This window comes from Arthrobacter sp. E44, from assembly GCF_041877125.1.
Taxonomy (GTDB): domain Bacteria; phylum Actinomycetota; class Actinomycetes; order Actinomycetales; family Micrococcaceae; genus Arthrobacter.
Genome location: NZ_JBHDJA010000008.1, coordinates 91,344 through 113,436, shown reverse-complemented (window position 1 = coordinate 113,436; position 22,093 = coordinate 91,344). Strand labels below are relative to the sequence as shown.

Below are 22,093 nucleotides of genomic sequence, written 5' to 3'. Positions count from 1 at the left end.
GTCGGGCCCAGGTCTCTTTGCTGGTCGCTATCTGGCTGGGGAGGGGGCCGGCACGGCGACACTGTGCCGGGCCAGTCGGGCATCGTCGGCCGTTACGACATGCTCGGGGCCCGTGATGGTGAACACCGCTGTGGTTTCACGTTCCGCACAGGACGGGCCAACCCAAAGCTCGATGTCACCGGGCTCCACGATGCGCGCACCATCCCGGCCGGTGAAGGCCAGCCGGGCAGTCGGCACATCGAAAGTCACCAACCCGCTTTCGCCCGGTTCCAGCGAGATTCGAGCGTAGGCAAGGAGCTGCGCGACGGGGCGGGTGACAGTGGCGTAGGTATCGTGCGCGTAGAGCTGAACCAGGTCGGTGCCCGCGCGTTCGCCTGTGTTCCGGACGGTAACCGTTGCCGTGAAAGCGTCGCCGGCGGACACCGTGTCCGCTACCTCGAGCCCGCTGTGCTCGAACGTCGTATAGGTCAGGCCGTGCCCGAAAGGGAGCACAGGTGTGCTGTCGGCGCTGGTAACGTCTGACGGGCCTCCGAGTACAGGGTGCAGATACGAGAACGGCTGCGACCCCGCTGAGCGCGGCAGCGAGACCGGCAGGTGGCCGGACGGAGCTGCGCGCCCTGACAGTACCGCGGCTGCGGCCGGTCCGCCTTCTTCTCCTGGAAAGAAGGCCTGCAACACTGCGGCCGGGGCAGTGGCCCCCTGCAGTGCCCATCCGATGGCGTACGGCCGCCCAGAGAGTACGAGCATCACGGTAGGTGTGCCTGTTCGGACTACAGCCTCCACCAGTTCACGTTGGACGCCCGGCAGCTCCAGGCTTTCGACATCGTTGCCCTCTCCTACAGTCCCGCGGCCAAACAGCCCGGCGCGGTCACCGACCACCACGATGGCAACGTCCGCGCCGGCTGCGGTCTCAACGGCTTCCTGGATGCCCGAGCGGTCGTCGCCGTCCACATCGCAGCCTCGGGCCGAAGCGACTGCGGCGTCAGGGAATTCGTCCCGCAGCGCTTCCAGGACCGATACGATGTCGAACCCGAGCGGCACCTCGGGGTGGTGTGCGAGCACGTGGTTGGCGAACGAGTAGCATCCCATCAGGGCCTCCGCCGCGTCGGCATTTGGTCCCAGCACCGCGATGCTTCCCTGGTTCCGCTTCAGTGGCAGGACCCCATCATTCGCCAGCAACACCAATGATTCCCCGGCCAGCCGCAACGCCAGGCTGCGGTGGCGCGGGCTGTCCAGGTCAATTTCTGTGGGTGGGGCGTCGAACGTCTCGTCGAGCAGCCCCAGTTCTTCCTTCTGGCTCAACACGCGCAGCACCGCGCGATCCACCAGCACCTCGTCGGAGAGGCCGCTGCGGATCCGTTCGGCGAGCGGGCCCACAAATGCATCACCGGTGGGCAACTCGACGTCGATGCCGGCCTGCAGTGCCAGCTCTGCGGCTTCACCTCGGTCGGCGGCGATCCGGTGCATCGTGTGCAGGAAAGCGACGGAAAAGTAATCGGAGACCACGGTGCCGTCGAAATTCCATTCATCGCGCAGGATGCCCGTCAGGTACTCAGGGGCCGCCGCGACGGGCACGCCGTCGATTTCGGAGTACGAATTCATTACCGAGCGTACGTTGCCGTCACGTACCGCCATCTCGAACGGCTGCAGCAGGACGTCCCGGAGTTCGCGGGCACCGACGTGCACGGGGGCGTGATTGCGGCCTGCCTGTGACGCCGAGTAACCGACGAAGTGCTTGAGCGTGGCATGCACCCCCGCTGACTGCAGGCCCCGTACGTAGGCCGTACCGATGGTGCCCACCACATACGGGTCCTCCGAAATGCACTCGTCCACCCGGCCCCACCTCGGGTCACGGATGACGTCCAGCACCGGCGCCAGGCCCTGGTGGATGCCGAGCGCGCGCATCGAGTCGCCGATGGCGGCGCCCAACTCCTCCACGAGGTCGGGGTTGAACGCGGCACCCCAGGCAAGGGGAGTGGGGAACGTGGCCGCCTTCCAGGCTGCCAGCCCGGTCAGGCATTCTTCGTGCACCAGCGCGGGAATGCCGAGGCGGGTCTGCTCCCGAAGCCTGCGCTGTTCCGACCACAGCCACCGCGCGCGTTCAAGCGGCTCAACCGGACGGGTGCCGTACACCCGGGTGAGATGTCCGATGCCCTCGGCCGTCGCGTCAGCGTAACTCGGTACTTCGGCGAACTCACCGTCAAGCGGTGCCACCTTGTCCTCGGATTTGTCCACCCAGTAACCCACCAGTTGGGCCAGCTTTTCCGGGAGGGTCATCCGGGCATGGAGCCGGCTGACCCGTTCCGACACGGGAGGGAGGGTGGGGCTGTTGCCAGGATTACTCATGCTTCTTTTCCTTAATTGGGCTGCCGTCAGCCCTTGACGGCGCCGGTGAGTCCACCCACGATGCGCCGTTCAAAGAGGCTGAAGAACACCAGCGCGGGGATCATGGACAGGGATGTGAAGGCCAGGACCTGCGCTGTATCCGTGGAATATTGGGACGAAAACGCCTGCACCCCCAGGGGGAGGGTAAAGGTGGCTTCCTTGTTCAGGATGAACAGCGGCAGCAGGTAGCTGTTCCAGCTGCCGATGAAGACCAGGATGCCGGTGGTGATCACACCCGGAAGTGAAAGCCGCAGCACCATCCGGAAGAAGAAGCCCAGGCGGCTGCAGCCGTCGATGAAGGCAGACTCCTGGATTTCATCCGGGATGGCGCGCAGGAACGGCACCAGGATGATGATCGTGGTGGGGAGTGCAAACGCGATTTGCGGGAGGATGACGCCGGCCAGGGAGTTCATAAGGCCGAGGTTGCGCACCACAATGTACAGCGGTGTGATGGCGACGGTGATGGGAAACATCAGCCCGGCCGCGAAAAGCGAGTACAGCGCGCCGCGCCCCCGGAACTGGTACCGGGCGAGCACATAGCTGGCCATCAGGCCCAAGCCGACCGCGCCCAGGGTGGTTACGGCCCCCACAATGGTTGAGTTCAGCACCTGCCGCCAGAAGACGCCCCCGCCTATGACGGTGAGGTAGTTGCCCACGTTCCAGGGATTTGGCAGGCCTGCCGGGTCAGTGGTGATCTGCGCATTCGTACGGAAACCGCCGAAAATGATGTAGGCGATCGGTGCCAACATGAGCGCAATGACCACAAGCGCAACGAAGTACACGACGGGGGAGCCCCATGGCAGGCTTTGCTGGTCAGCCCGACGGGAACGCCGGGCGGTGATGGCGGCGGTCATCGCGCCTTCCTTTCTGTCAGGGCGCCTGCGGTGTCACGGCGCAGCACGAACCGCTGGTACACCAAGGCGACGACGAGGGAGATGATGAAGATCACGACGGCGACAGCGTTGCCGTAACCGTAGTTTCCGGCGTTTCGGCCGTTCGTCACCATGTAGCTGGCCATGGTGGACGTACCGGCAGTGGAGGCGACGTACTGGCCCCAAATGATGTAGACGAGGTCGAACAGCTGCAGGGCGCCAATAACGGACAGGAACGCCCAGATGCGCAGCGTCGGACCCAGCAGCGGCAACGTAATTCGCCGCTGGATCTGCCAATAGGAAGCACCGTCGAGCGAGGCAGCCTCATAGAGCTCTTCCGGGATGCCCTGCAGGCCGGCGAGGAACAGGATGACGGCGAACCCGATGTACTTCCACGTCAGGATGCCCATCAGGGTCCACATGGCCACGCCGGGATCCGCCAGCCAGTCGTGGGCCAGGGCGCCGAGCCCCAGGTTGCGCAGCCAGCCGTTGAGCGCGCCATTGTTCTGGAGCATCAGGCTCCATCCCGTACCCACGACCACCTCGGAGATGACGTAGGGCACGAAGATCAGGACGCGAATGACGGATTGCCCGCGCATCCTGCGGTTTAGCAGCAGCGCCAACAGGATCGCGGCGGGCCCTTGAAGGACGAGCGAGGCCACGACGATAAATGCGTTGTGGGACAAGGCCTGCAAAAATGCCGGGTCCTGCAGGATGACCACGTAGTTCTGCAGCCCGACGAAGTTGGTGGGTGGCCCGTATCCGTTCCAGCGGTAAAAGCCGTAATACGCAGCCATGGCGACAGGCAGGATAACGAAGGCCACGAAGAAGACAATCGCCGGTCCTGCCAGGATTGCAATCTCCAAAGGTCCGGACCAGGCGGTACGGCGGCGGCGCTGCTTCGATGGGAGCGACGCGCGGGCGACGCTCCCATCGTGCTGCGCAAGCTCCGCCGTCGACACACGCTCAGTCGAGGTTGTCTGGGGGGCGTTGCTCACGGATTTTCCTCTTAGCCCTTCTTGGCGGCGTCGTTCGCCGTCTGGATAAGCTTTTGCGGATCGCTCTTGCCGGCCAGCATGTCGACGACGGCAACGTTCAGGGCGTTGCCGATGTTCTGGCCGAGCACGGTGTCGAGCCACTGCGAGACGTAGGGAGCTGCGTTGTATGCCTTCAGGATTTCCTGCAGGTACGGTTCGGTGACGGACTTCTGTGCTTCGGAGTTCACGGGCGGGGCGTTGAAGGCCTTGTAGTAGGCGACCTGCTGCGGTGTGCTTGCGATGAAGTTGAGGAAGTCAACGCATTCCTTGGGCGCATTGACGGAGCACGAGAATCCGTCAACACCGCCCATGATGGCAGCGGGGTCGCCCTTTCCGCCGGGGACTGCGGGGAAGGGGTACCAGGAAAGGTCTTTCAGCGGCTTCTGGTCCGGCGTGAGCGAGGCAATGACGCCCGGATCCCACGCGCCCATGAGTTCCATCCCGGCCTTGTGGTTGGCAAGCAGGCCTGCTGAGCTGCCTGCGCCCTGCTGGGCGGAGGTGGTCAGGAATCCGTCGTTGAACGGCTTCTTGTCAGCAAAGCTCTGCAGGTCCTGGGCCGCCTTCAGCCAGCAGGGGTCGGAGAAGTCTTTCGAGTCCGCCGTCTTCTGCATCGTCGCGGCATCACATTCGCGCAGCGAGAACCAGTAGAACCACATTGCTGCCGGCCATGCGTCTTTCGCGCCGAGTGCAACCGGGGCGACACCGCTTGCCTTCAGTTTTTCGACGTCGGCTTCGAGGTCGCTGATCGTGGCGGGGGCGCCGGTGATGTTGGCGGCCTTGAGAAGGTCCTGGCTGTAGAAGAGGCCGCCGGGAAGTACCGCGATGGGCATCGCCCAGACCTTGTCCTGGTAGGTTTCGGCTTTGAAGGATCCGGCCGAAATTACCTTCTTCGTGTCAGGCGAAATCTTGTCGGTCAGGTCCATCAACTGTCCGGCCTGGACCATTGCCGTCATCTTGCCGCCGCCGCGCTGCATAAAGATATCAGGTGCGTCGCCGGAGTTGAGGGCAGTTTGCAGCTTGCCGTCCAGGTCCTCGTTCTGGATGGCCTGGACATTGATGGTGACGTTCGGGTTTGCCTTTTCGAAGTCAGCGACAGCCGACTTCCAGAATTCCAGGCCGGGACCCGTCGTCGAATTCTCCCAAAGTGTCATAGACACCTTGCCGTCCGAGGAATTGCCGGAAGGACCGCCGCAAGCGCTAAGGGCTATGGACCCCAGGGCCAGAATGGCCGCCCCTCTCAAGAATTTCCTGGCTTTCATCTAATTCCATCCTGTTCTCGTCGTTGAGCCGTCCGTGGGGACGTGCGTAGGAGCGAAGCCCGTTCCTTGGCAGGGCATAAGTGAATGACCGGCTCAGTGGGGCTAGAAGTGATCCGGAGCACCCCGGACGACTAAAGCCTGCCAATGGCCGGAGAGGCCGTCAAACGTTTTCGAAAACATTTTCCATGGCTAGAATCGTGTCTTGTGAGAAGGCGTGCAACCATCCTCGACGTCGCCGAAGCGGCCGGCGTCTCAGTCTCAACCGTGTCCAAAGCAGTGAATGGACGCTACGGCATTGCGGTAGAGACGGTAGAACGAGTCCTCCAGGTCGCGCGCGACCTCGGATATGAGTCAAGCCTCGTGGCCAGCAGCATGCGCTCCCGCAAGACGGGCGTCATCGGGGTGCTGGTGGCCGACTTTGAGCCCTTCAGTGCCGAGATCCTGAAGGGCGTGGGCTCCGCCCTCAGCGGTTCCCGCTACGACCTCCTGGCCTATAGCGGTTCGAACCAGCTCTCCTCCGAGGGATGGGAACGGCGATCGCTCAGCCGCCTAAGCGGGACCCTTATCGACGGCGCGATCATGGTGACCCCGACGGTTGTGAACGTCACTGCGGACGTGCCGATTGTGGCCGTGGATCCCCACACTGGCCGGGCCGACCTCCCCACCGTGGAATCAGACAACCTGGGCGGCGCACGTGACGCCACCAGGTTTCTGATGGGCCTCGGCCACCGGCGGATCGGCTTCGTCGCCGGCCGCCCCGACCTGCGTTCCGCTATCGCAAGGGAGGCGGGGTACCGCCGGGCCCTGTCCGAAGGCGGCCTTCCCTTTGACCAGACCCTGGTCGAGATCGGGAACTACGACCCCGAATATGCCCGTAGGGCAGCTCACCGCCTCCTCACCAAGCACGACCGCCCCACTGCCGTTTTCGCCGCAAACGACCTCTCTGCCATCGTTGTCATCGCGGTGGCGCGGGAGCTTGGAATACAGGTGCCCGGAGAGCTTTCAGTAGTCGGCTTCGATGACATTCCGGAAGCAGCCCGGCACGCCTTACCGCTTACCACGGTGCACCAGCCCATGAGCCGTATGGGCGCCTCGGCAGCCGCCTTGGTGGTGGCGCTCATGAATGGCGAGGCGCCTGAAACCACCCAGCTCAAGATGCCGACCCGGCTGATTGTCCGAACCACCACGGCCCCACCTGCTCCTTGAGCTGCCGGGGCTTCCCTTGCGCCCTTAGCTCAGGCCCAGTGCGACGGCCAGGTCCGGCCCAAGTGACTTCGCGAAGGTATTCGTCATGTGGTTGTCCCGGTAGACCAGAACGTTGCCAATGACAGCAGGGCAAAGACCTTCCCGGCAAAAGAACCTCGACAGGTCCACAACTTCGACGCCGTTAATCCGTCCGGCTGCCGACACAAGCGCGTCCTCACCGCTCGCCAGGGCTTCCGAAGCGGGCGTGGCACAGGCGTCGCCGTCGGCATGCTTTTGAACGCATTCCACCGGGTTCCCGTGGGGATATGGCAGGTCCGCGATGACGGCGACGCGGAGCCCGGCAGCGCGCAGGGCGGAAAGGGATTGGACATAACCATCCAGCAGCGGGGCGTCCGGCCCCCAGGACCATCCAAGCGCTTTCCGGTACCCCGTTTCGCGCATCCCGGCAACCAGGACAAGGTCAGGTTTTGCTGCCGCGATCTTTTCCGCCGTTACAGCGTTTTGGGCCGGGCAGTTGGTGTAGACGGTGGCGGCAGACCGTGGCGGCGTCAGCGCAAACGGGCAGCCATTGCGCACCATGGCGTGGATTCTGAGCGGAATATGTTTTGAGACGGCGATGAGGGGGTCAACAAACTGACCCGCATGGGAATCCCCGACAACCACGACAACCGGGGCACCTTGATCTGCCGTTGAACCGAACCAGCAATCCGTGTCGGGCACCAGGGCGGGGTCGTACACGCCGCAGGCCCCGACGCTCGTGGCCGGCACGTCCTGCATGGCAACTGAGGGGTCAGGGCGGACGGGCAGGCCGGCGGGGACGGCCGCAGGACGGGCAGACCACGCCTGCGCACCGGGGTAATCGTGATCGGACAGTTCGGTGGACAACTGTGCGCGCTTGAACTCGATGACCTGCCAAGGCGCCCACGCTGCCGCAGACACCACCAGCGCCACGCAAAGGGCCATGGCGTATACCCGGCGGTACGTGCGCCAGTCAGCCTGTCCGGAGTGGTGCCGGAAGCGCTGCTCCACCAGGTAGTAGGAGGCGGCGGCGAGGGCGAGGCTTACGACGGCGAGGAGGAGTGCGTCGCTGATGCGCGGTGCGCGGCCCAACAGCGCGACAGCGAAGACGATGACCGGCCAGTGCCACAGGTACAGGGAATATGACACGTCGCCAACGAAGGTCATGGGCCGGATGCCAAGGAACCGGGAGGCGGACCACGGAACGGCTGTTGACAGGGTGCCCGTACGCAGCAGGATGGCGGTGCCCAGCACTGGAATGGCGGCGATGCTGCCCGGGAAGGCCATATCGGTGCTGAAGAGGAAGGCGGGCACAACGATGGCGGAGACGCCCAGCCAGCCGCTGAGTGAGGCAAGGCGGGCGGAGCCCTTCAGCAGGGTCGGGAGTAGGGCAGCGAGTCCGCCGACGGCGAGTTCCCAGATCCTGGTGGTGGTGGCAAAGTACGCGATGGTGTGCTCGTGGCCGCTCAGGTAGATGCTGTAAATGAACGATGCCAAGGCAGTTACGGATAAGGCCGGGACAATGAACCGGCCGGCCTTTTGCCCTGCAGCGTGGGCGGCGGCGACCAGGCCAAGGAAGAAGAACGGGATGACGAGGTAGAACTGCTCCTCGACGGCGAGGGACCAGAAGTGCTGCAGGGGAGACACTTCCTGCGTGGCACCCGCATAGGAAACGGCGGAAAGGGCCTGGTGCCAGTTTTGTACCTGGAGCAGCGAAAACAGGACATCGGAGGAGATGTTCTGCCAGCGGCTGGGGGCAAGCAGCAGGACAGCGCCGGCCAGGACTGCGACCAAAACAACTGCCGACGCCGGGAACAGCCTCCGGATGCGCCGGGTGTAGAAATCAAGGACGGAGATGGACGCGTTTCTGGCGGCTTCCCTTGCAAGGGAGCCAATGATGAGGAAACCCGAGACGACGAAGAACACGTCGACTCCTACGAATCCGCCCGGGAGGGCTTCCGGGCGAAGATGGTAGATCACCACGATCCCCACGGCCAGCGCCCGGAGGCCCTGGATGTCCGGCCTGGGGCCATGGCCGGCCCGGACGTGCCCCTGGCGTCGCTTAACCGCGGCGTGCCTCATTGCTTTCCCTCCGTACAACGCTGTCAATCTCCGCCCTGCAGGGGGAATCGAGGCGAGTGAGGCTCGCCGACAGCCGATTGTATCCGAAACATATCCTGCAGGATCCGGCGCGGTAAGGTCACCGGTACGATGCTTGCGGCTAGGGTGGTGCCTGTGCCGCCGCCGGGGCCTGTCGTGTCCGGGCACGCCTCGGCGGAACCCTGGACCGCAAAGGAGCTCCAATGGTTAGCGACTTCACGACCGGCTCACTTGAGTGCCTTTTCACGGGCTTGGTCTGGGCCGAAGGACCTCTGTGGGTTCCTTCGTCGCAGACGGTGCGCTGGAGTGACATCCCGAATGACCGCATCCTGGAATTCAGCCCGGCCAGCGGTGCCACCCGGGAGTATGCCGTCGGCGTCGAATACACCAACGGCCGCACCCTCGACGCCGACGGGAGAGTGGTGCAGTGCAGCCACGGCCGGCGCCGGGTGGAGCGGGACAGTGAAGGGACCGTGACGGGCCTGGTGGACTCCTTCGAGGGCCGCCGGCTGAACTCACCCAACGATGTGGTGGTGGCCCGTGACTCCAGCATCTGGTTCACCGACCCGCCGTACGGCATTCTTCCGGGGACGAAGGAGGGGCACGAGGGTGAGCAGGAATACGGCGGCTGCAACGTCTTCCGCTTCGATCCGGCCACGGGGAGACTCAGTGCTGTCATCACGGACCTGGTGCACCCCAACGGGCTGGCCTTCTCACCTGACGAGACGGTCCTCTACGTCGCCGACACCGCCGGTCCCCGTTACGGCGTCCCCCTGCGAATCGCCAGCTACAGTGTTGGCGATGGTACCTGCGGACCCCGGACAGGCACTTTGGAATTGGAAGACGGGTACCCGGCGGACGGCTTGAGGATCGACGTCGAAGGCAGGATCTGGACTTCAGCCGGCCCTTCGGTCCGCGTCTATTCGCCGTCCTCCGATCTCCTGGAGACCATCGCCGTGCCGGAAACCGTATCCAACCTGTGCTTTGGCGGCCCCGACGGGCAGGACCTCTACCTCACCGCAACCACCAGCCTGTACCGGATCCGCACCACCACCACGGACGCGGCCGCGCGCACCTTTCCGCCCGACACCAACTGATCGCGAGGACACCCATGCAGTACCGAACCCTAGGAAACAGCGGCACCATCGTCACCAGCTATGCGCTGGGCACCATGACCTTCGGCGCAGAGGCGACAGAGGAAACCTCCCATGCCATCCTGGACAGCTACTTCGAGGCCGGCGGCAACTTCATTGACACCGCGGACGTGTACAGCGCCGGAGTGTCGGAGGAAATCATCGGACGGTGGCTGGCCAAACGGCCCGAGGCCAGGGACAGCGCCGTGGTCGCCACCAAGGGGCGCTTCCCCATGGGGACGGCACCGAACGACGTCGGGACGTCCCGCCGTCGCCTGGCGCGGGCCCTGGATAATTCCCTCCGCCGCCTTGGCGTGGAACAGGTCGATCTTTACCAGATGCACGCATGGGACCCGATCACCCCGCTGGAGGAAACCCTCCGCTTCCTGGACGATGCCGTGGCAAGCGGAAAAATCGCCTACTACGGTTTCTCCAACTTCCTGGGCTGGCAGCTCACCAAGGCCGTGCACGTGGCCCGCAGCCAAGGCTGGAACCCGCCCGTAAGCCTCCAGCCGCAGTACAGCCTGCTGGTCCGGGACATCGAGTTCGAGATCGTTCCGGCCGCGCTCGACGCCGGTATCGGCCTGCTGCCCTGGTCACCGCTGGGCGGCGGCTGGCTGTCCGGCAAGTACCAGCGGGACCAGCGCCCGTCCGGTGCAACCCGCCTCGGCGAAAACCCCGAACGCGGCATGGAGGCCTGGAAGGCGCGCAACGAGAACCCGCGGACGTGGGCAGTTCTCGACGCCGTTGCGGACATTGCTTCTGCCCACGGTGTCAGCCATTCCCAGGTGGCGCTGGCGTGGCTGGCGGACCGGCCTGCAGTGACCTCGGTGATCCTGGGCGCCCGCACCACGGAGCAGCTGGCGGACAACTTGGCCGCCGCCGAACTGGAACTCACCGCGGAGGAAATCTCCCGCCTCACTCAGGCCAGCCAGCCCGAAACCGGCGTCTACCCCTACGGGCCGATGGCCCAGGAGCAGCGCAGCCGCAAGATGGAGGGCGGCCGGTAGCGAGCCACGACAGGTCCGGGGGAGCCCCCAACTTAGTGCTTGAGCACGTCCGGCAGTTCATCCACATACACGGTTTGCGGAGGGTCGAAGTAGATCACCAGCACTTCAGCACCCACCGGAAAGTCGCTGGCTTTGTCGAATGGGTGGGCGTGGAAGGCCATGATGCCGCCGAGATAGGGCAGCATGACTTCGCCGATGGTGCCCGGGCCAACCCGCCCGGTCACCCGGCCAATCTTTCCAGTCAGGCTGCGGTCAACGTTTTTGCGCATCCAGGGTTCCCCAAACCCGCTAGGAGCCCTGTGCCCGCGCGGGGCGCTTGGCGTCTTCACCCTTGCGCAGCGCTGACGCGAGGGCGGGGAGGTAGTCGCCGGCCTGGGCCAGGATTCCGCCCAGCATCTGGTTGACGCCCTCTCCGCCGTTCAGGACGGTCATGTTGCCGACATGGGAGAAAGGTTCCGCCGCCGCAGCAATGATGGCGGGCATGTTCTCGGCAAGCTGCTGGGATATGACTGCGTCCTGGTTGGTGCCCAGTGCTTCGGCGCGCGCCTTGATGCCGTCTGCCTCGGCCAGTGCCTTGGCCTTGATCGCGGAGGCCGCGGCATCTCCCTTGGCCCTGGTGGCGGCGGCTTCGGCCTCGCCGGTGACCTTGGTGGCACCGGCAGTGGCAGCGGCTGCGGTGGCATTGGCCTGGGCCAGCAGCTCCGTCCGCCGTGCGTTGGCCTGGGCTTCCAGTTCCGTTCGGCGGGCCAATGCCTCCGCGGCGCTGATGTCCGCGGCCTTCTTGCCCTCCGCTTCGGTCCTTGTGGCATAGGCCTTGGCGTCCGCCGGCTTCCTGACAATGGTTTGGAGCTTCTGCTCTTCGCGGTCGGCCTCGAGCTTGGCCACCTCCGTTTCCTGGACCACCACCTGCTGCCGTGCCGTCGCTTCGGCCAGCGGGCCGGCCTGGGAAGCGTTTGCCCTGGCGCGCTCGGCGTTGGCCTGCGCCACGGACTGCCTGATTGCGGAAGCACTCTGCGCGTCCGCAATCAACGCTGCCGCCTCTGCCTCCTTCTCCGCAGCTTCCCGGTTGCGGGTGGCCTCCGCAATGCGGGCCTCCATCTTCACCTGGGCGATATGCGGCTTGGCGATGTTCTGGATGTAGCCCGTTGGGTCCTGGAGGTCCTTGATCTGCAGGGAGTCCACCACCAGCCCCAGCTTCTCCATCTCCACGCCACTGGCGCTGCGGACTTGGGAAGCGAGCTTGTCCCGCTCACGGATGATCTCCTCCACCGTCATGCTGCCGATGATGGAGCGCAGATGGCCCTCGAAGACGTTATAGACCTGGCTTTCCATTTTTGGCTGCTGGCCCAGGAAACGGCGGGCCGCATTGGCGATAAATGGCGGGGCATCACCGATTTTGTAAATAACCACGCCCTCCACGACGACCTGGATGCCCTGGGACGTAACGCAGGAAACCTTGAGCTCGGTTTCATTCAACGTCAGCGACAGCGGCCGCACCGTCTGGAGGCCGGGCAGGACCAAGGCGCCTTTGCCGGTGACAATCTTGAAGTCCATTCCTTCCCGGGTTTCCAGCGTTCCGCGCGTGAGTCCGGAGATGATGAGGGCCTCATTAGGTTCAGCTACTTTCCACATCAGCTTGGTGGCCACCCAGATAAAGGCGATGGCAAAAAGAACCCCCAAAACAATGGCAATAAGCGGGAAGAACGGTGCAAAGTCCGGCATAACCAGATCCTTTCAATGCCGTGAACAGGCATCACGGTCAAGCCCCAATAAGTGCAGCCGTCCTTTTACCGCACCGCTGAAGTGCCCTCGATTCAGGCGTTTTCGGCCAGCTGTTGTAGACAGTTTGATTCGGCCCCGCGCAGGAGTCCAGAGCTGGGCCGACATTTGCCTGCGGCAACGGAAAATGGCTAACGACGACGGCACCTGGCGTCCGTTGTCGGGTCCGGCAACCGGGGCGGGACCAGGTCAGGAGGGAGGGCTTTTCTCCAGGTAGCCGAGGGCAGCGCTGGCCGCCCTCGCGGCGTCCGCGACCGCCGGACCCAGCCGCCCGACGTCGTCCGGACTTACGCGCTGGGTGGGAAAACCGACGCCCAGGACCGCAGCGAGGCGCCCGGCGTGGTTGAAGACCGGGGCGCTGATGGAGCCCACGTCTGAGTTCCGCTCCCCAAAGGCTGCGTAGAAGCCCGCAGCTTTCGCCTCGCTGACCTGGCTGTCGAGTTTCTCCCACGTATCCGGGGTCGCCGAGGTGTAGCTGGTCAGCTCCGTGTCCTGGATTGCCTCACGGGCTTCGGGATCGAAGGCAAGGAAGATCTTTCCCGGCGCCCCGGCATGCATCGGCATGACCTGCCCCACCAGGAAGGGCCGCATCACCACGTGACGGGTTTCGGCCACCGCAACCACAGTGCGGAAGGCGCCGTCACGCATGTACAGGCAGGCCGTCTCTCCGGTCTTGTCGCGCAGTTCCTGGAGGAAGGGATGGACCAAACGGACCACATCCAGGCCGAAGGTGCCGGGGGTGGCCCACTGGACCAGGCGCAACCCGATCCGGTAGCGGTCTCCGTCGCGGTCAAGGAACCCTTCCCGCACCATGTTCTGCACCAGCCGCTGGCATGTACTCGACGGCAGCCCCGTCTGCCGGACGATTTGCTGGAGCGTAGGTTCCGGGAACTCAATGGAAAAGCAGTTCAGGATCTCGCTGACTTTGCGCAGCACCAGGAGGGGCTGCGCGGATCCGCTGCTTCGCTCTGACGCCAACGCCTTTGTCCCTTATCTCAGCGATCTTCCGGGGTGTGAGTGGTTATTCTATGGCGCCGCGCCAGGTGAAGTTAATTGTTGACATAGGCAACGAGGACCCGCACCATGGGTTGGAGAACCGCATTGCGGGTCCAGTGGGCCTGATTTCGGAACCCCCATCTGTCCGATTTTGAAGCCAGGCCGGCGCCCTACTACATCTGACCAATGGAGTGATGATGAGTATTCAAGGAGTGACCCGGGAGCAGGCCGTAAGGCGGGCCACCGTGGCAAGTGTCGTGGGTACAACGATCGAGTGGTACGACTTTTTCCTTTATGGAACTGCCGCTGCCCTGGTGTTTCCCCAGTTGTTCTTCCCGGGCCAAGTGGCCTTCGCCGGTGTGCTTGCAGCTTTCGGCACACAGTTTGTCGGCTTTGTGGCCCGGCCCATCGGTGCGGCCATCTTCGGCCACTTCGGTGACCGGATCGGCCGCAAGACAACGCTCATGGCCACGCTTTTCCTCATGGCCTTCGGAACCGTGCTAATTGGCTGCCTCCCGACGTACCAAAGCATCGGCGTCGCCGCGCCGGTCCTGCTGGTACTGCTCCGCATCATCCAGGGCATCGGCGTTGGCGGCGAGTGGGGCGGGTCGGTCCTGCTGAGCATGGAATGGGGCGACCAGGCCCGGCGGGGCTTGTCCGCTTCCTGGCCGCAGATCGGGGTGCCGCTGGGATTGGTCCTGTCCACCGGCGTCGTCCGGCTGACTACTGCCGCCACCGGCGCTGAGGGATTTGTCGCCTATGGCTGGCGGATCCCCTTCATTCTGAGCATCATCCTGATCGGTGTAGGCCTGTTCGTTCGCCTGCGCGTCATTGAAAGCCCCGAGTTCGACGCCGTCCGGCAGTCCAACAAGGTGGTAAGGGCTCCGATCATCGAGGTGATCCGGAGGCAGCCCAAGGAGATCCTGCTCTCCGCACTGGTGCGCACTTCGGAACAGGCACCTTTCTACCTGTTCATTACCTTCGTGATCACGTACGCCACCAAGCAGCTGAAGCTGGACAGCAACTCCATCCTCGATGACACGCTGATTGCAGCAGCCTTGGGGCTGATCAGCGTGCCCCTCTTCGGGCGCCTTTCAGACCGTTTCGGCCGCCGGCGCGTCTACGGAACCGGCATCGTGCTCACGGCGCTGTTTGCATTTCCCTACTTTGGGCTGCTGAACACCCGGGACGCACTGTGGGTCGGCGTTGCGGTGGTGGTCAGCCTGATCCTGCACGACATCCAGTACGGCCCGCAGGCTGCCCTGATCGCCGAAAGCTTCGACACGGACATCCGTTACACCGGTGCCGGACTGGGATACCAGCTGGCCAGCGTGATCGCCGGTGGTCCCGCGCCCCTGATTGCGGCGGCGTTGCTGGCAAACTACGGCAACTCGACGTCGATCTCGCTCTACATCATCCTCTGCTGCATCATCGCCATGCTTGCCCTGATCTTCCTGCCCAGGGCAAAGGGGGCGCTGGCCAAGGACGCCGCTGCCGCCGCGACGCCCAGGAACCTGTAGGACGAATGCGATCAGACTTTGACCCCGGCCAGCTGGGGCCGCGGGAGTTCTACAAGTTCCTGACCTCCGTAGTTGTTCCACGGCCCATCGCCTGGGTTTCGAGCACGTCACCGGCAGGCGTGGACAACCTCGCGCGTTCTTCACTGTCGCCTCGGTGGACCCTCCGATCATCCAGTTCACCTCCGTGGGGGAAAAGGACTCCTTGCGGAACATCGAGGCGACGGGGGAGTTCGTTGTGAACCTTGCTCCGGCCGCGCTGATCCAGGAGGTCAACGCCACCGGCACGAATTTCCGTTCCGACGTGAGCGAGTTTGATGCCGCGGGCCTCACCCGCGAGCCCAGCGCCGTGGTCCGGCCGCCCCGCGTCAAGGAGTCCCCGGCAGTTCTGGAGTGTTCACTTCACCAGACCCTGCGTATCGGCGACTGCGTCCTGGTGTTCGGGGTGGTGGTCCACGGATCAGTCTCCACCGGGGTGCAGGAAAGGGCAGCCGACGTATGGCGTCAGTAAGTGTTGAAGAAGCGGGAGCTGTCGCGACGCTGTCCTTTGGCAGCGGGCAACGGCTCAATGCCCTCGGTTACGCCGAGTGGCAGGAGCTGGGGCATGCAGTCAATGGGCTGGCAGCCAGCCCGTCCCTGCGTGCGGTGGTAGTGCGGGGCAGGGGAGGAGTGTTCTGCTCAGGCTTTGACGTGCGCGAATGGGAGGGCCGGACGGACACGGAGGTCAGCCGGACGTTCGATGTGATCGAGTCCGCCCTGCAGGCGCTCGAGGACCTGCCAGTACCTACCGTGGCCATTGTGGAGGGAGTAGCGGCCGGCGGGGGCTGCCAGCTGGCTCTCGCCTGCGACCTGCAGCTGCTCACCCCGTCGGCCCGCATCGGGATGCCTGTGGCGCGCCTCGGACTGCTGGTTCCAGCCACCTTCGCCAACCGCATGGCACTGCGCATAGGCCCGTCGCGGACCAAGGACCTTCTGTTTGGCGGCCGTATGCTGACCGCCCACCAAGCCTGGTCCATGGGCCTGGTCACCACCCTGGCTCCCGACGATGACGCGGATGCGCTGCTGGAAGCGATCCTCGATAATTGGCGGGGAGCTTCGGCGGCGTCCCTGCGGGCATCAAAGGCAGCCGTCAACGAGGGTCTGGGCCTGGTGACGGACGCCGGTCGTCGGGCAACACCGGGGCCTGCAGTGGATCCCGTTGAGTTCCAGGGCCGCGTCAAGGGCTTCCTGGCCCGTCAGCGAAAGAACGTGTAGCACTTCCGTCAGGACTTGCCCCGGTACGAGGGGCGCACCCCGGAAGCGGTTGCTGCGGCTGTTCCAGGACGGTGACGTCCAGGGCCATCCGGTGCCTGTCGCGCAGGCGCCCGTGCAGGACGTTGCGCAGCCCGTACGTCACCAGCCTCCGCTTGGTCAGGAACCGGAATTCCGCCTTATCCGAGGTCACCAGGTCCACGATGGGCCATGCGGCATCGTCCGCCGTCTGGCCCCACAGCCCGACGACCACCGGCAGGGCGCCGAGGCGGTGCTGGTACCCGGGCTGGGAGGTCACCCGCCCCAGGAGATCGGTCTGCACCAGGCCGGGATTCATGCCGTGCACCCGGACGCCGGTGCCTTTGGTTTCCAGCCGCAGCGTCTCCGTGAACTGGCGGACCCACCGCTTGCTGGAGGCATAGGCGTTCTGGAGCGCGACGGGCCCGCGGTCGCCCTGGCCGTACAGGTTGACCAGGTCGCCGTGGCCTTGGGCAAGGAACACCGGCAACGCCACCCGGGCGCCGTGGAAAGTCCCCAGGATGTTGGTTCGCACCACTTGCGTGAAGTCAGCCACGGGCGTGGACGCCGTCGGCCCGAACACGCCGGACACGCCTGGGTTATTGACCCAAATGTCCAACGTCCCCCGGCTGGTGGCCTCGTCCCGGAGCACCTCCACGTCCCCTGGCTCTCCGGTGTCGCACCGCCGTCCTGACGCCGCGATGCCTTCAGCCCGCAGGCGCCCGACGGCGGCAGCAACGCCGTCGTCCGACCTGGACGCCAGCACCACCGTTGCGCCGTGCAGGCCCAGAGCCCGTGCCATGGCAAAGCCGAGCCCGCGGGACGATCCGGTCACCACCGCTACGCGGCCCTGAAGCACGTCCCGGGGAAGGGCACCGCGTTGTAAACGCATTCCTCAGTGATACGCGCCCGGCGCGGAGGAGGGCAAGGGGCCGGCGGCTACCCGTGCCGGGCTGCGTGGCGGGCCTGAAGTGCGGCAGCCAGGTAGGGCGCGGTGCGGCTGTCAACGGAACGCGCGACGGCGGCCGGGTCACCGGCGGCGACGATCTCCCCGCCGGCGTCACCACCGGCGGGCCCCAGGTCCATCACCCAGTCGGCGGCGGCCACCACATCCATCGCATGTTCCACCAGGACCACGGTGTTTCCGGAGTCCACCAGCCGGTTGAGCTGCGCCATCAGGAGCTGAACGTCCGCGGGGTGCAGTCCCGTGGTGGGCTCATCCAGGAGGTACAGCGTGTGCCCGCGCCGGGCGCGCTGCAGCTCCGTGGCCAGCTTGATCCGCTGCGCCTCGCCGCCGGAGAGTTCGGTGGCGGGCTGGCCCAGCCGGAGGTAGCCCAGCCCCACTTCCTGCAGCGTCTGCAGGGAACGTGCCGCGGTGGGAACTCCCGTCAGGAAACCGGCGGCGGCGTCGACCGTCATGCCCAGTACCTCGGCGATGTTCCTGCCGTGGTACGTGACCTCCAGGGTCTCCGGGTTGTAGCGCGAGCCGTGGCATTCCGGGCACGGACCGTAGCTGCCGGGCAGGAAGAGCAGTTCCACGGCCACGAACCCTTCGCCCTGGCAGGTCTCGCAGCGCCCGCCGGGCACATTGAACGAGAAACGGCCGGGCCCGAACCCCCGGCTCCTGGCAGCCTCAGTGGCAGCGAACTCCTTCCGGACGGCGTCGAACAGCCCGGTGTAGGTGGCGAGGTTGGAGCGCGGAGTGCGGCCGATCGGCCTTTGGTCCACCTTGACCAGGCGGTCGATCCCTTCCAGCCCGCTCACGGTGCCGACGCTCAGGGGCCCATTGTTGTCTTCGGCCTGGTCCGGTTCCGGCTCATCGGCGGCAGGCCCGGTCACCGTGCGCAGTGCCGCGCCGGCCACGCCGGCCAGGACCTGGCTGACCAGGGTGGACTTCCCGGAACCGGACACACCGGTGACCGCCGTCAGGACGCCGAGTGGAAAAGCCGCGTCCAGGTTCCGCAGGTTGTGGCGGCTCACATCGCGCAGCTCAAGCCAGCCCGCGGGCTGCCGGGGCCCACCCCTGCCGGCGTCAGCGCCGCCGTCGCCCGTTGCCGCTTGCCGTTCCCCCCGGAGCTCTCCCTCCTGGAAAAGGAACGGCCGCGTCACGGACTCCGGCACTGCCTTGAGGCCCTGCACCGGGCCGCTGTACAGCACCTCTCCGCCGTCTTCGCCCGCACGGGGTCCCACGTCCACCAGCCAGTCCGCGCGGCGGACCAGGTCCATGTTGTGCTCCACCACGAACACGGAATTCCCGGACGATTTGAGCTGGTCCAGCACGGCAACTAGGGGTTCGGCGTCTGCCGGATGCAGGCCTGCGGACGGTTCATCGAGCACGTAGATCACGCCGAAAAGCCCGGAGCGCAGCTGCGTGGCAATCCGGAGCCGCTGCATTTCGCCGGGCGAAAGCGTTGGCGTGGGCCGGCCAAGCGCCAGGTAGCCCAAGCCAAGCTCCAGCAGCACGTTGATGCGCTGCAGCAGGTCCCGGGTGATGGCCACGGCCACTTCGTTGGACTCGGAGGACTGCCTTCGGGAGGCGGTTCCCGCAGCGGCCAGTTCCGTGGTGGGGCGGATAAGCTCCGCCAGTTTGGCCATGGGCACGGCGTTAAGCCCGGAAATGGTGTGGCCGGCGAAGGTGACCGCCAGAGCCTCGGGCCGGAGTCCTGTCCCGCCGCAGCGGGGGCACGGTCCCGTCTCCATGAACCGCAGCACTTTCTCCCGCATTGCAGGGCTCTTGGAGTCGAGCAGCGTGTGCATCACGTAGCTCTTGGCGCTCCAGAACCGGCCTTTGTAGGGCTTGGCCACGCGGTCCCGCTGCGGCGTCACTTCCACCACAGGCTGTTCTTCGGTGAACAGGATCCAGTCGCGCTGCTTCCGGGGAAGCTGATGCCAGGGGGTGTCGACGTCGTAGCCCAGGTGGGACAGGATGTCGCGCAGGTTCTTGCCCTGCCAGGCGCCGGGCCAGGCCGCGATGGCGCCATCACGGATGCTCAGGGACGGGTCTGGAACCAGCGATGCTTCACTGACGGTGTGGGCAGTACCCAGGCCGTGGCATTCCGGGCAGGCGCCGGCCGCAGTGTTGGGGGAGAAGGCGTCCGAGTCCAGCGAAGGGGCGCCGGCAGGGTAGGTGCCTGCACGCGAGAAGAGCATGCGCAGCGAATTGGACAAGGTGGTGACGGTGCCAACGGTGGAGCGGGAGGTGGCCGTGCCCCGGCGCTGCTGGAGGGCGACGGCGGGCGGCAGCCCGGTAACCTGTTCCACCTTGGGGTTGTGCCCCTGCTGGATGAGCCGCCGGGCATAGGGTGCCACCGATTCGAAGAACCTGCGCTGCGCTTCCGCGTAGATGGTGCCGAACGCGAGGGACGACTTGCCGGAGCCGGAGACACCGGTGAACGCCACGATCGCATCCCGTGGCACGTCCACGCTCACGTTCCGCAGGTTGTTTTCGCGGGCCCCACGCACCCGGACGAACCCGTCTTCGGCATTGCCGGCCGCAACGGACGGTAGGGTCGGGGCGGTCAGTTCGTCAGGGTTCTGTTTGGCATGCACCGCTTCGACTGTAGTGCCGATCCGTGGATGGCCGGGAATTTCTTTGCACCTGTTGGGCCGGCACGGGCGGATTTACACTGAATCATTCCGCGACGCTGGCAGGCGGGGAGGCTGACCGGGAAGAGAAGAACCAACTACATATTTGGGAAGGGCCGGCCATGGGCAACGCGTCGCAGGGAGCTAACAGGGCAGTATCGGAGGCCGCATCCGCCAGCCGCAGCCCGGTGGTCCGCATGTTGGCCCGGGCAGGATTTGTCTTCATCGGCCTGGTCCATATCCTGATCGGCGTCATTGCCCTGCAACTGGCCCGCGGCCAGGGCGGCGAGGCCGACCAGTCGGGCGCGATCGGAACGCTGGCAGCCAAGCCCGGCGGCGGCATCCTGCTGTGGGCCGGCGCCGTGGCCTGCGGCGCACTCGCCCTGTGGATGCTCAGTGAAGCGTTCTATGGTGCCCGTAGCGGGGCTGAATCCAAAAAGAAGGTCAAAGAGGCGGCCACCGCCGTGGGCAAGGCCGTCGTGTTTGGTTTCCTGGCCTTCACCTTTGCCGTCTTTGCCTCGGGCGGCAGCAAGAACTCCAGCCAGTCGGCCAGCGACTTCACGGCAAAGCTGATGGGGGCACCGGCCGGGATGGTGCTTGTGGTTGCGGTGGGGCTGGCGATCGCCGGCGCCGGCATCTTTTATGCCTACCGGGGTGTTTCCCGGAAGTTCATGAAGGACCTGCAGGATCCGGGCAGCGCCCGCACGGCGGTCGAGTGGCTCGGAACTGTCGGCTACACAGCCAAAGGTGTGGTGCTCGCCGTCGTCGGTGTCCTGATCATCGTGGCGGCCGCCACCGCTGACCCGTCCAAATCCTCAGGTTTGGACGGTGGACTGAAAACCCTCGGCTCACAGCCTTACGGCGTGTTCCTTCTCGCCGCCATCGCGGCCGGGCTCATCTGCTACGGCGTGTACTCCATGGCGCGGGGGCGCTACGGAAAGTTCTGAACCCGCCCCGGACGGCCCGCCAGGATGAGCGTTCCCGGGCGCCCCGGCCGAGGGCGTCCAGAGCCGCGCCCAACGGGAGGTGCAGCGCGGGCCCGTGGCCGGGGAGGATGACAGTGGCATCCGTTCCCTCCAGTTTCCGCAGGGCGGCCACCGCCTCTGCAGGGTCTGTGTGATACATCCGGTGCAGCATCTGCGGCCCTGCAGTCCGGCTGATCGGGTGGCCGGTGACGAACGAATCACCAACTGCGATGACGCCCGCCTCCGGAAGGAGGATTGCCGCGTTGCCCGGGGTATGGCCGGGCAGTGAGACGGCGACGGGGTTGCCCGGCAGGGACCGGAGCGTGGCCGCGTCCCACCCCTGTGCTCCGGCCGCAGGCTTCGCCGCCAGCGCACCGGCTTTTATGGCATGAACCATCCAGCGCAGGACGCGCGGCCGCCATGCACGCCTGAGCACCTGACCAAGGGTGGCCTGGTGCTTTTCCGTTCCCTGCACGTGGGCCAGTTCTTCGGGGGCGCACAGCACCGGGGTTCCGAACGCCTCGGCGAAGTACGCCGCGGAGCCGGTGTGGTCCACATGGCCGTGCGTGACCAGCAGCGCAAGGGCGTCGGCAGGTTCCAGGCCCAGATAGCGGAGTGAGGCAAGGACGTGGCGGCGGTCGGCGGGGTAGCCGCTGTCGATGAGGATGAAGCCCGTCCCGTCCCGGACCACGATCCAGTTGGCGGCCGGCCCTTCGGCGAAGTAGATGCCAGGTGCCTGCTCGGAAAGGCTGGCGGCGGGGTTCCACGTGGATTGCTGCTGCACGGGTCAAGGGTAGCTGCCCAAGCGCAGCCGGGGTGGCCGTGGACCCCTGCCCCCAAACCCGGCCGAGGGGCTACCTAATGCCCTAAGACTTCCTGTGCAGTCGCTGTGCATCCTGTTGATTCTGGTCACCTTCGCCCTACAGTGTTCCCACAATTGCCTACGATGGGACACGACAAAG

The 22,093-nt window shown here is 65.5% G+C and carries 18 protein-coding genes; 7 read left to right on the top strand and 11 right to left on the bottom strand.

The genetic code is table 11. The features are described from left to right. Positions 1-27: 27 nt before the first annotated feature. Genes ACETK3_RS09290 through ACETK3_RS09275 form a run of 4 tightly spaced genes read right to left on the bottom strand, consistent with a single transcriptional unit; the run spans position 28 to position 5,553 of the window. Positions 28-2,346 (bottom strand): glycoside hydrolase family 3 N-terminal domain-containing protein, encoded by a 2,319-nt coding sequence (locus ACETK3_RS09290; protein WP_306970212.1) that lies wholly within the window; start codon positions 2,344-2,346, stop codon positions 28-30. A gap of 26 nt (positions 2,347-2,372) precedes the next feature. Further along, the gene (locus ACETK3_RS09285; RefSeq protein ID WP_236802526.1) at positions 2,373-3,239 is read right to left on the bottom strand and encodes a carbohydrate ABC transporter permease; all 867 of its coding nucleotides are present in this window, start codon (positions 3,237-3,239) and stop codon (positions 2,373-2,375) included. After that, positions 3,236-4,255 carry a carbohydrate ABC transporter permease gene (locus ACETK3_RS09280; RefSeq protein WP_373462185.1) on the bottom strand — a complete coding sequence of 340 codons (1,020 nt, stop codon included), beginning with the start codon at positions 4,253-4,255 and terminating at the stop codon, positions 3,236-3,238. The genes ACETK3_RS09285 and ACETK3_RS09280 overlap by 4 nt, the downstream gene beginning before the upstream one ends. Before the next feature lie 11 nt (positions 4,256-4,266). Then, positions 4,267-5,553 (bottom strand): ABC transporter substrate-binding protein, encoded by a 1,287-nt coding sequence (locus ACETK3_RS09275; protein ID WP_306970210.1) that lies wholly within the window; start codon positions 5,551-5,553, stop codon positions 4,267-4,269. Between the two features lie 204 nt (positions 5,554-5,757). Between ACETK3_RS09275 and ACETK3_RS09270 the strand changes: the two genes are divergently transcribed. Then, positions 5,758-6,759 (top strand): LacI family DNA-binding transcriptional regulator, encoded by a 1,002-nt coding sequence (locus tag ACETK3_RS09270; protein ID WP_373992773.1) that lies wholly within the window; start codon positions 5,758-5,760, stop codon positions 6,757-6,759. 24 nt (positions 6,760-6,783) lie between these two features. Here the strand turns inward: ACETK3_RS09270 and ACETK3_RS09265 are convergent, their stop codons facing one another. After that, positions 6,784-8,859, bottom strand: coding sequence for an acyltransferase family protein (locus ACETK3_RS09265; protein WP_306970206.1), 2,076 nt, complete (start codon positions 8,857-8,859; stop codon positions 6,784-6,786). Positions 8,860-9,080: 221 nt separating this feature from the next. Between ACETK3_RS09265 and ACETK3_RS09260 the strand changes: the two genes are divergently transcribed. Together ACETK3_RS09260 and ACETK3_RS09255 are read left to right on the top strand one after the other, a co-directional pair. Further along, positions 9,081-9,974 (top strand): SMP-30/gluconolactonase/LRE family protein, encoded by an 894-nt coding sequence (locus ACETK3_RS09260; RefSeq protein WP_306970204.1) that lies wholly within the window; start codon positions 9,081-9,083, stop codon positions 9,972-9,974. Positions 9,975-9,988: 14 nt separating this feature from the next. After that, positions 9,989-11,020, top strand: a complete 1,032-nt coding sequence (locus tag ACETK3_RS09255) for an aldo/keto reductase (protein ID WP_236821917.1) — start codon at positions 9,989-9,991, stop codon at positions 11,018-11,020. A gap of 32 nt (positions 11,021-11,052) precedes the next feature. Here the strand turns inward: ACETK3_RS09255 and ACETK3_RS09250 are convergent, their stop codons facing one another. The 3 genes from ACETK3_RS09250 to ACETK3_RS09240 all read right to left on the bottom strand — a co-directional run bounded on the left by ACETK3_RS09250 (position 11,053) and on the right by ACETK3_RS09240 (position 13,777). Continuing rightward, positions 11,053-11,289 carry a hypothetical protein gene (locus ACETK3_RS09250; protein ID WP_236802532.1) on the bottom strand — a complete coding sequence of 79 codons (237 nt, stop codon included), beginning with the start codon at positions 11,287-11,289 and terminating at the stop codon, positions 11,053-11,055. A 19-nt stretch (positions 11,290-11,308) separates the two neighbouring features. Then, complete coding sequence (locus tag ACETK3_RS09245; protein WP_236802533.1) at positions 11,309-12,742, bottom strand: flotillin family protein; 1,434 nt, start codon at positions 12,740-12,742, stop codon at positions 11,309-11,311. A 246-nt stretch (positions 12,743-12,988) separates the two neighbouring features. Beyond that, entirely contained in the window at positions 12,989-13,777 is a 789-nt protein-coding gene (locus tag ACETK3_RS09240; RefSeq protein WP_236802534.1) for an IclR family transcriptional regulator, read from the bottom strand. A 212-nt stretch (positions 13,778-13,989) separates the two neighbouring features. Between ACETK3_RS09240 and ACETK3_RS09235 the strand changes: the two genes are divergently transcribed. The 3 genes from ACETK3_RS09235 to ACETK3_RS09225 all read left to right on the top strand — a co-directional run bounded on the left by ACETK3_RS09235 (position 13,990) and on the right by ACETK3_RS09225 (position 16,566). Then, the gene (locus tag ACETK3_RS09235) at positions 13,990-15,315 is read left to right on the top strand and encodes an MFS transporter (protein ID WP_306970198.1); all 1,326 of its coding nucleotides are present in this window, start codon (positions 13,990-13,992) and stop codon (positions 15,313-15,315) included. A 154-nt stretch (positions 15,316-15,469) separates the two neighbouring features. Next, on the top strand, positions 15,470-15,823 hold the full coding sequence (locus tag ACETK3_RS09230) for a flavin reductase family protein (protein WP_236802536.1): 354 nt from the start codon (positions 15,470-15,472) through the stop codon (positions 15,821-15,823). Next, positions 15,811-16,566 carry an enoyl-CoA hydratase/isomerase family protein gene (locus ACETK3_RS09225; protein WP_236802537.1) on the top strand — a complete coding sequence of 252 codons (756 nt, stop codon included), beginning with the start codon at positions 15,811-15,813 and terminating at the stop codon, positions 16,564-16,566. The genes ACETK3_RS09230 and ACETK3_RS09225 overlap by 13 nt, the downstream gene beginning before the upstream one ends. On the opposite strand, the gene ACETK3_RS09220 is transcribed toward ACETK3_RS09225, so the two are convergent. Then, entirely contained in the window at positions 16,529-17,473 is a 945-nt protein-coding gene (locus ACETK3_RS09220) for an SDR family oxidoreductase (RefSeq protein ID WP_236802538.1), read from the bottom strand. The two genes, ACETK3_RS09225 and ACETK3_RS09220, sit on opposite strands and share 38 nt — an antisense overlap. A gap of 47 nt (positions 17,474-17,520) precedes the next feature. Further along, the gene (locus ACETK3_RS09215; protein WP_306970279.1) at positions 17,521-20,103 is read right to left on the bottom strand and encodes an excinuclease ABC subunit UvrA; all 2,583 of its coding nucleotides are present in this window, start codon (positions 20,101-20,103) and stop codon (positions 17,521-17,523) included. Positions 20,104-20,288: 185 nt separating this feature from the next. Here ACETK3_RS09215 and ACETK3_RS09210 point away from each other — a divergent pair, with 185 nt between their 5' ends. Continuing rightward, entirely contained in the window at positions 20,289-21,113 is an 825-nt protein-coding gene (locus ACETK3_RS09210) for a DUF1206 domain-containing protein (RefSeq protein WP_306970194.1), read from the top strand. Here ACETK3_RS09210 and ACETK3_RS09205 read toward each other — a convergent pair. After that, a complete protein-coding gene (locus tag ACETK3_RS09205; protein ID WP_306970192.1) occupies positions 21,061-21,915 on the bottom strand; it encodes an MBL fold metallo-hydrolase in 855 nt (284 codons plus the stop codon). The genes ACETK3_RS09210 and ACETK3_RS09205 overlap by 53 nt on opposite strands. Positions 21,916-22,093: the final 178 nt, after the last annotated feature.

Bases quoted from the DNA above. Each gene is read 5' to 3' on its own strand.
- ACETK3_RS09260 (WP_306970204.1), top strand. From the start codon at position 9,081: ATGGTTAGCGACTTCACGACCGGCTCACTTGAGTGCCTTTTCACGGGC.
- ACETK3_RS09250 (WP_236802532.1), bottom strand. From the start codon at position 11,289: ATGCGCAAAAACGTTGACCGCAGCCTGACTGGAAAGATTGGCCGGGTG.
- ACETK3_RS09255 (WP_236821917.1), top strand. From the start codon at position 9,989: ATGCAGTACCGAACCCTAGGAAACAGCGGCACCATCGTCACCAGCTAT.
- ACETK3_RS09220 (WP_236802538.1), bottom strand. From the start codon at position 17,473: ATGCGTTTACAACGCGGTGCCCTTCCCCGGGACGTGCTTCAGGGCCGC.
- ACETK3_RS09210 (WP_306970194.1), top strand. From the start codon at position 20,289: ATGGGCAACGCGTCGCAGGGAGCTAACAGGGCAGTATCGGAGGCCGCA.
- ACETK3_RS09225 (WP_236802537.1), top strand. From the start codon at position 15,811: ATGGCGTCAGTAAGTGTTGAAGAAGCGGGAGCTGTCGCGACGCTGTCC.
- ACETK3_RS09245 (WP_236802533.1), bottom strand. From the start codon at position 12,742: ATGCCGGACTTTGCACCGTTCTTCCCGCTTATTGCCATTGTTTTGGGG.
- ACETK3_RS09275 (WP_306970210.1), bottom strand. From the start codon at position 5,553: ATGAAAGCCAGGAAATTCTTGAGAGGGGCGGCCATTCTGGCCCTGGGG.
- ACETK3_RS09265 (WP_306970206.1), bottom strand. From the start codon at position 8,859: ATGAGGCACGCCGCGGTTAAGCGACGCCAGGGGCACGTCCGGGCCGGC.
- ACETK3_RS09235 (WP_306970198.1), top strand. From the start codon at position 13,990: ATGATGAGTATTCAAGGAGTGACCCGGGAGCAGGCCGTAAGGCGGGCC.
- ACETK3_RS09285 (WP_236802526.1), bottom strand. From the start codon at position 3,239: ATGACCGCCGCCATCACCGCCCGGCGTTCCCGTCGGGCTGACCAGCAA.
- ACETK3_RS09290 (WP_306970212.1), bottom strand. From the start codon at position 2,346: ATGAGTAATCCTGGCAACAGCCCCACCCTCCCTCCCGTGTCGGAACGG.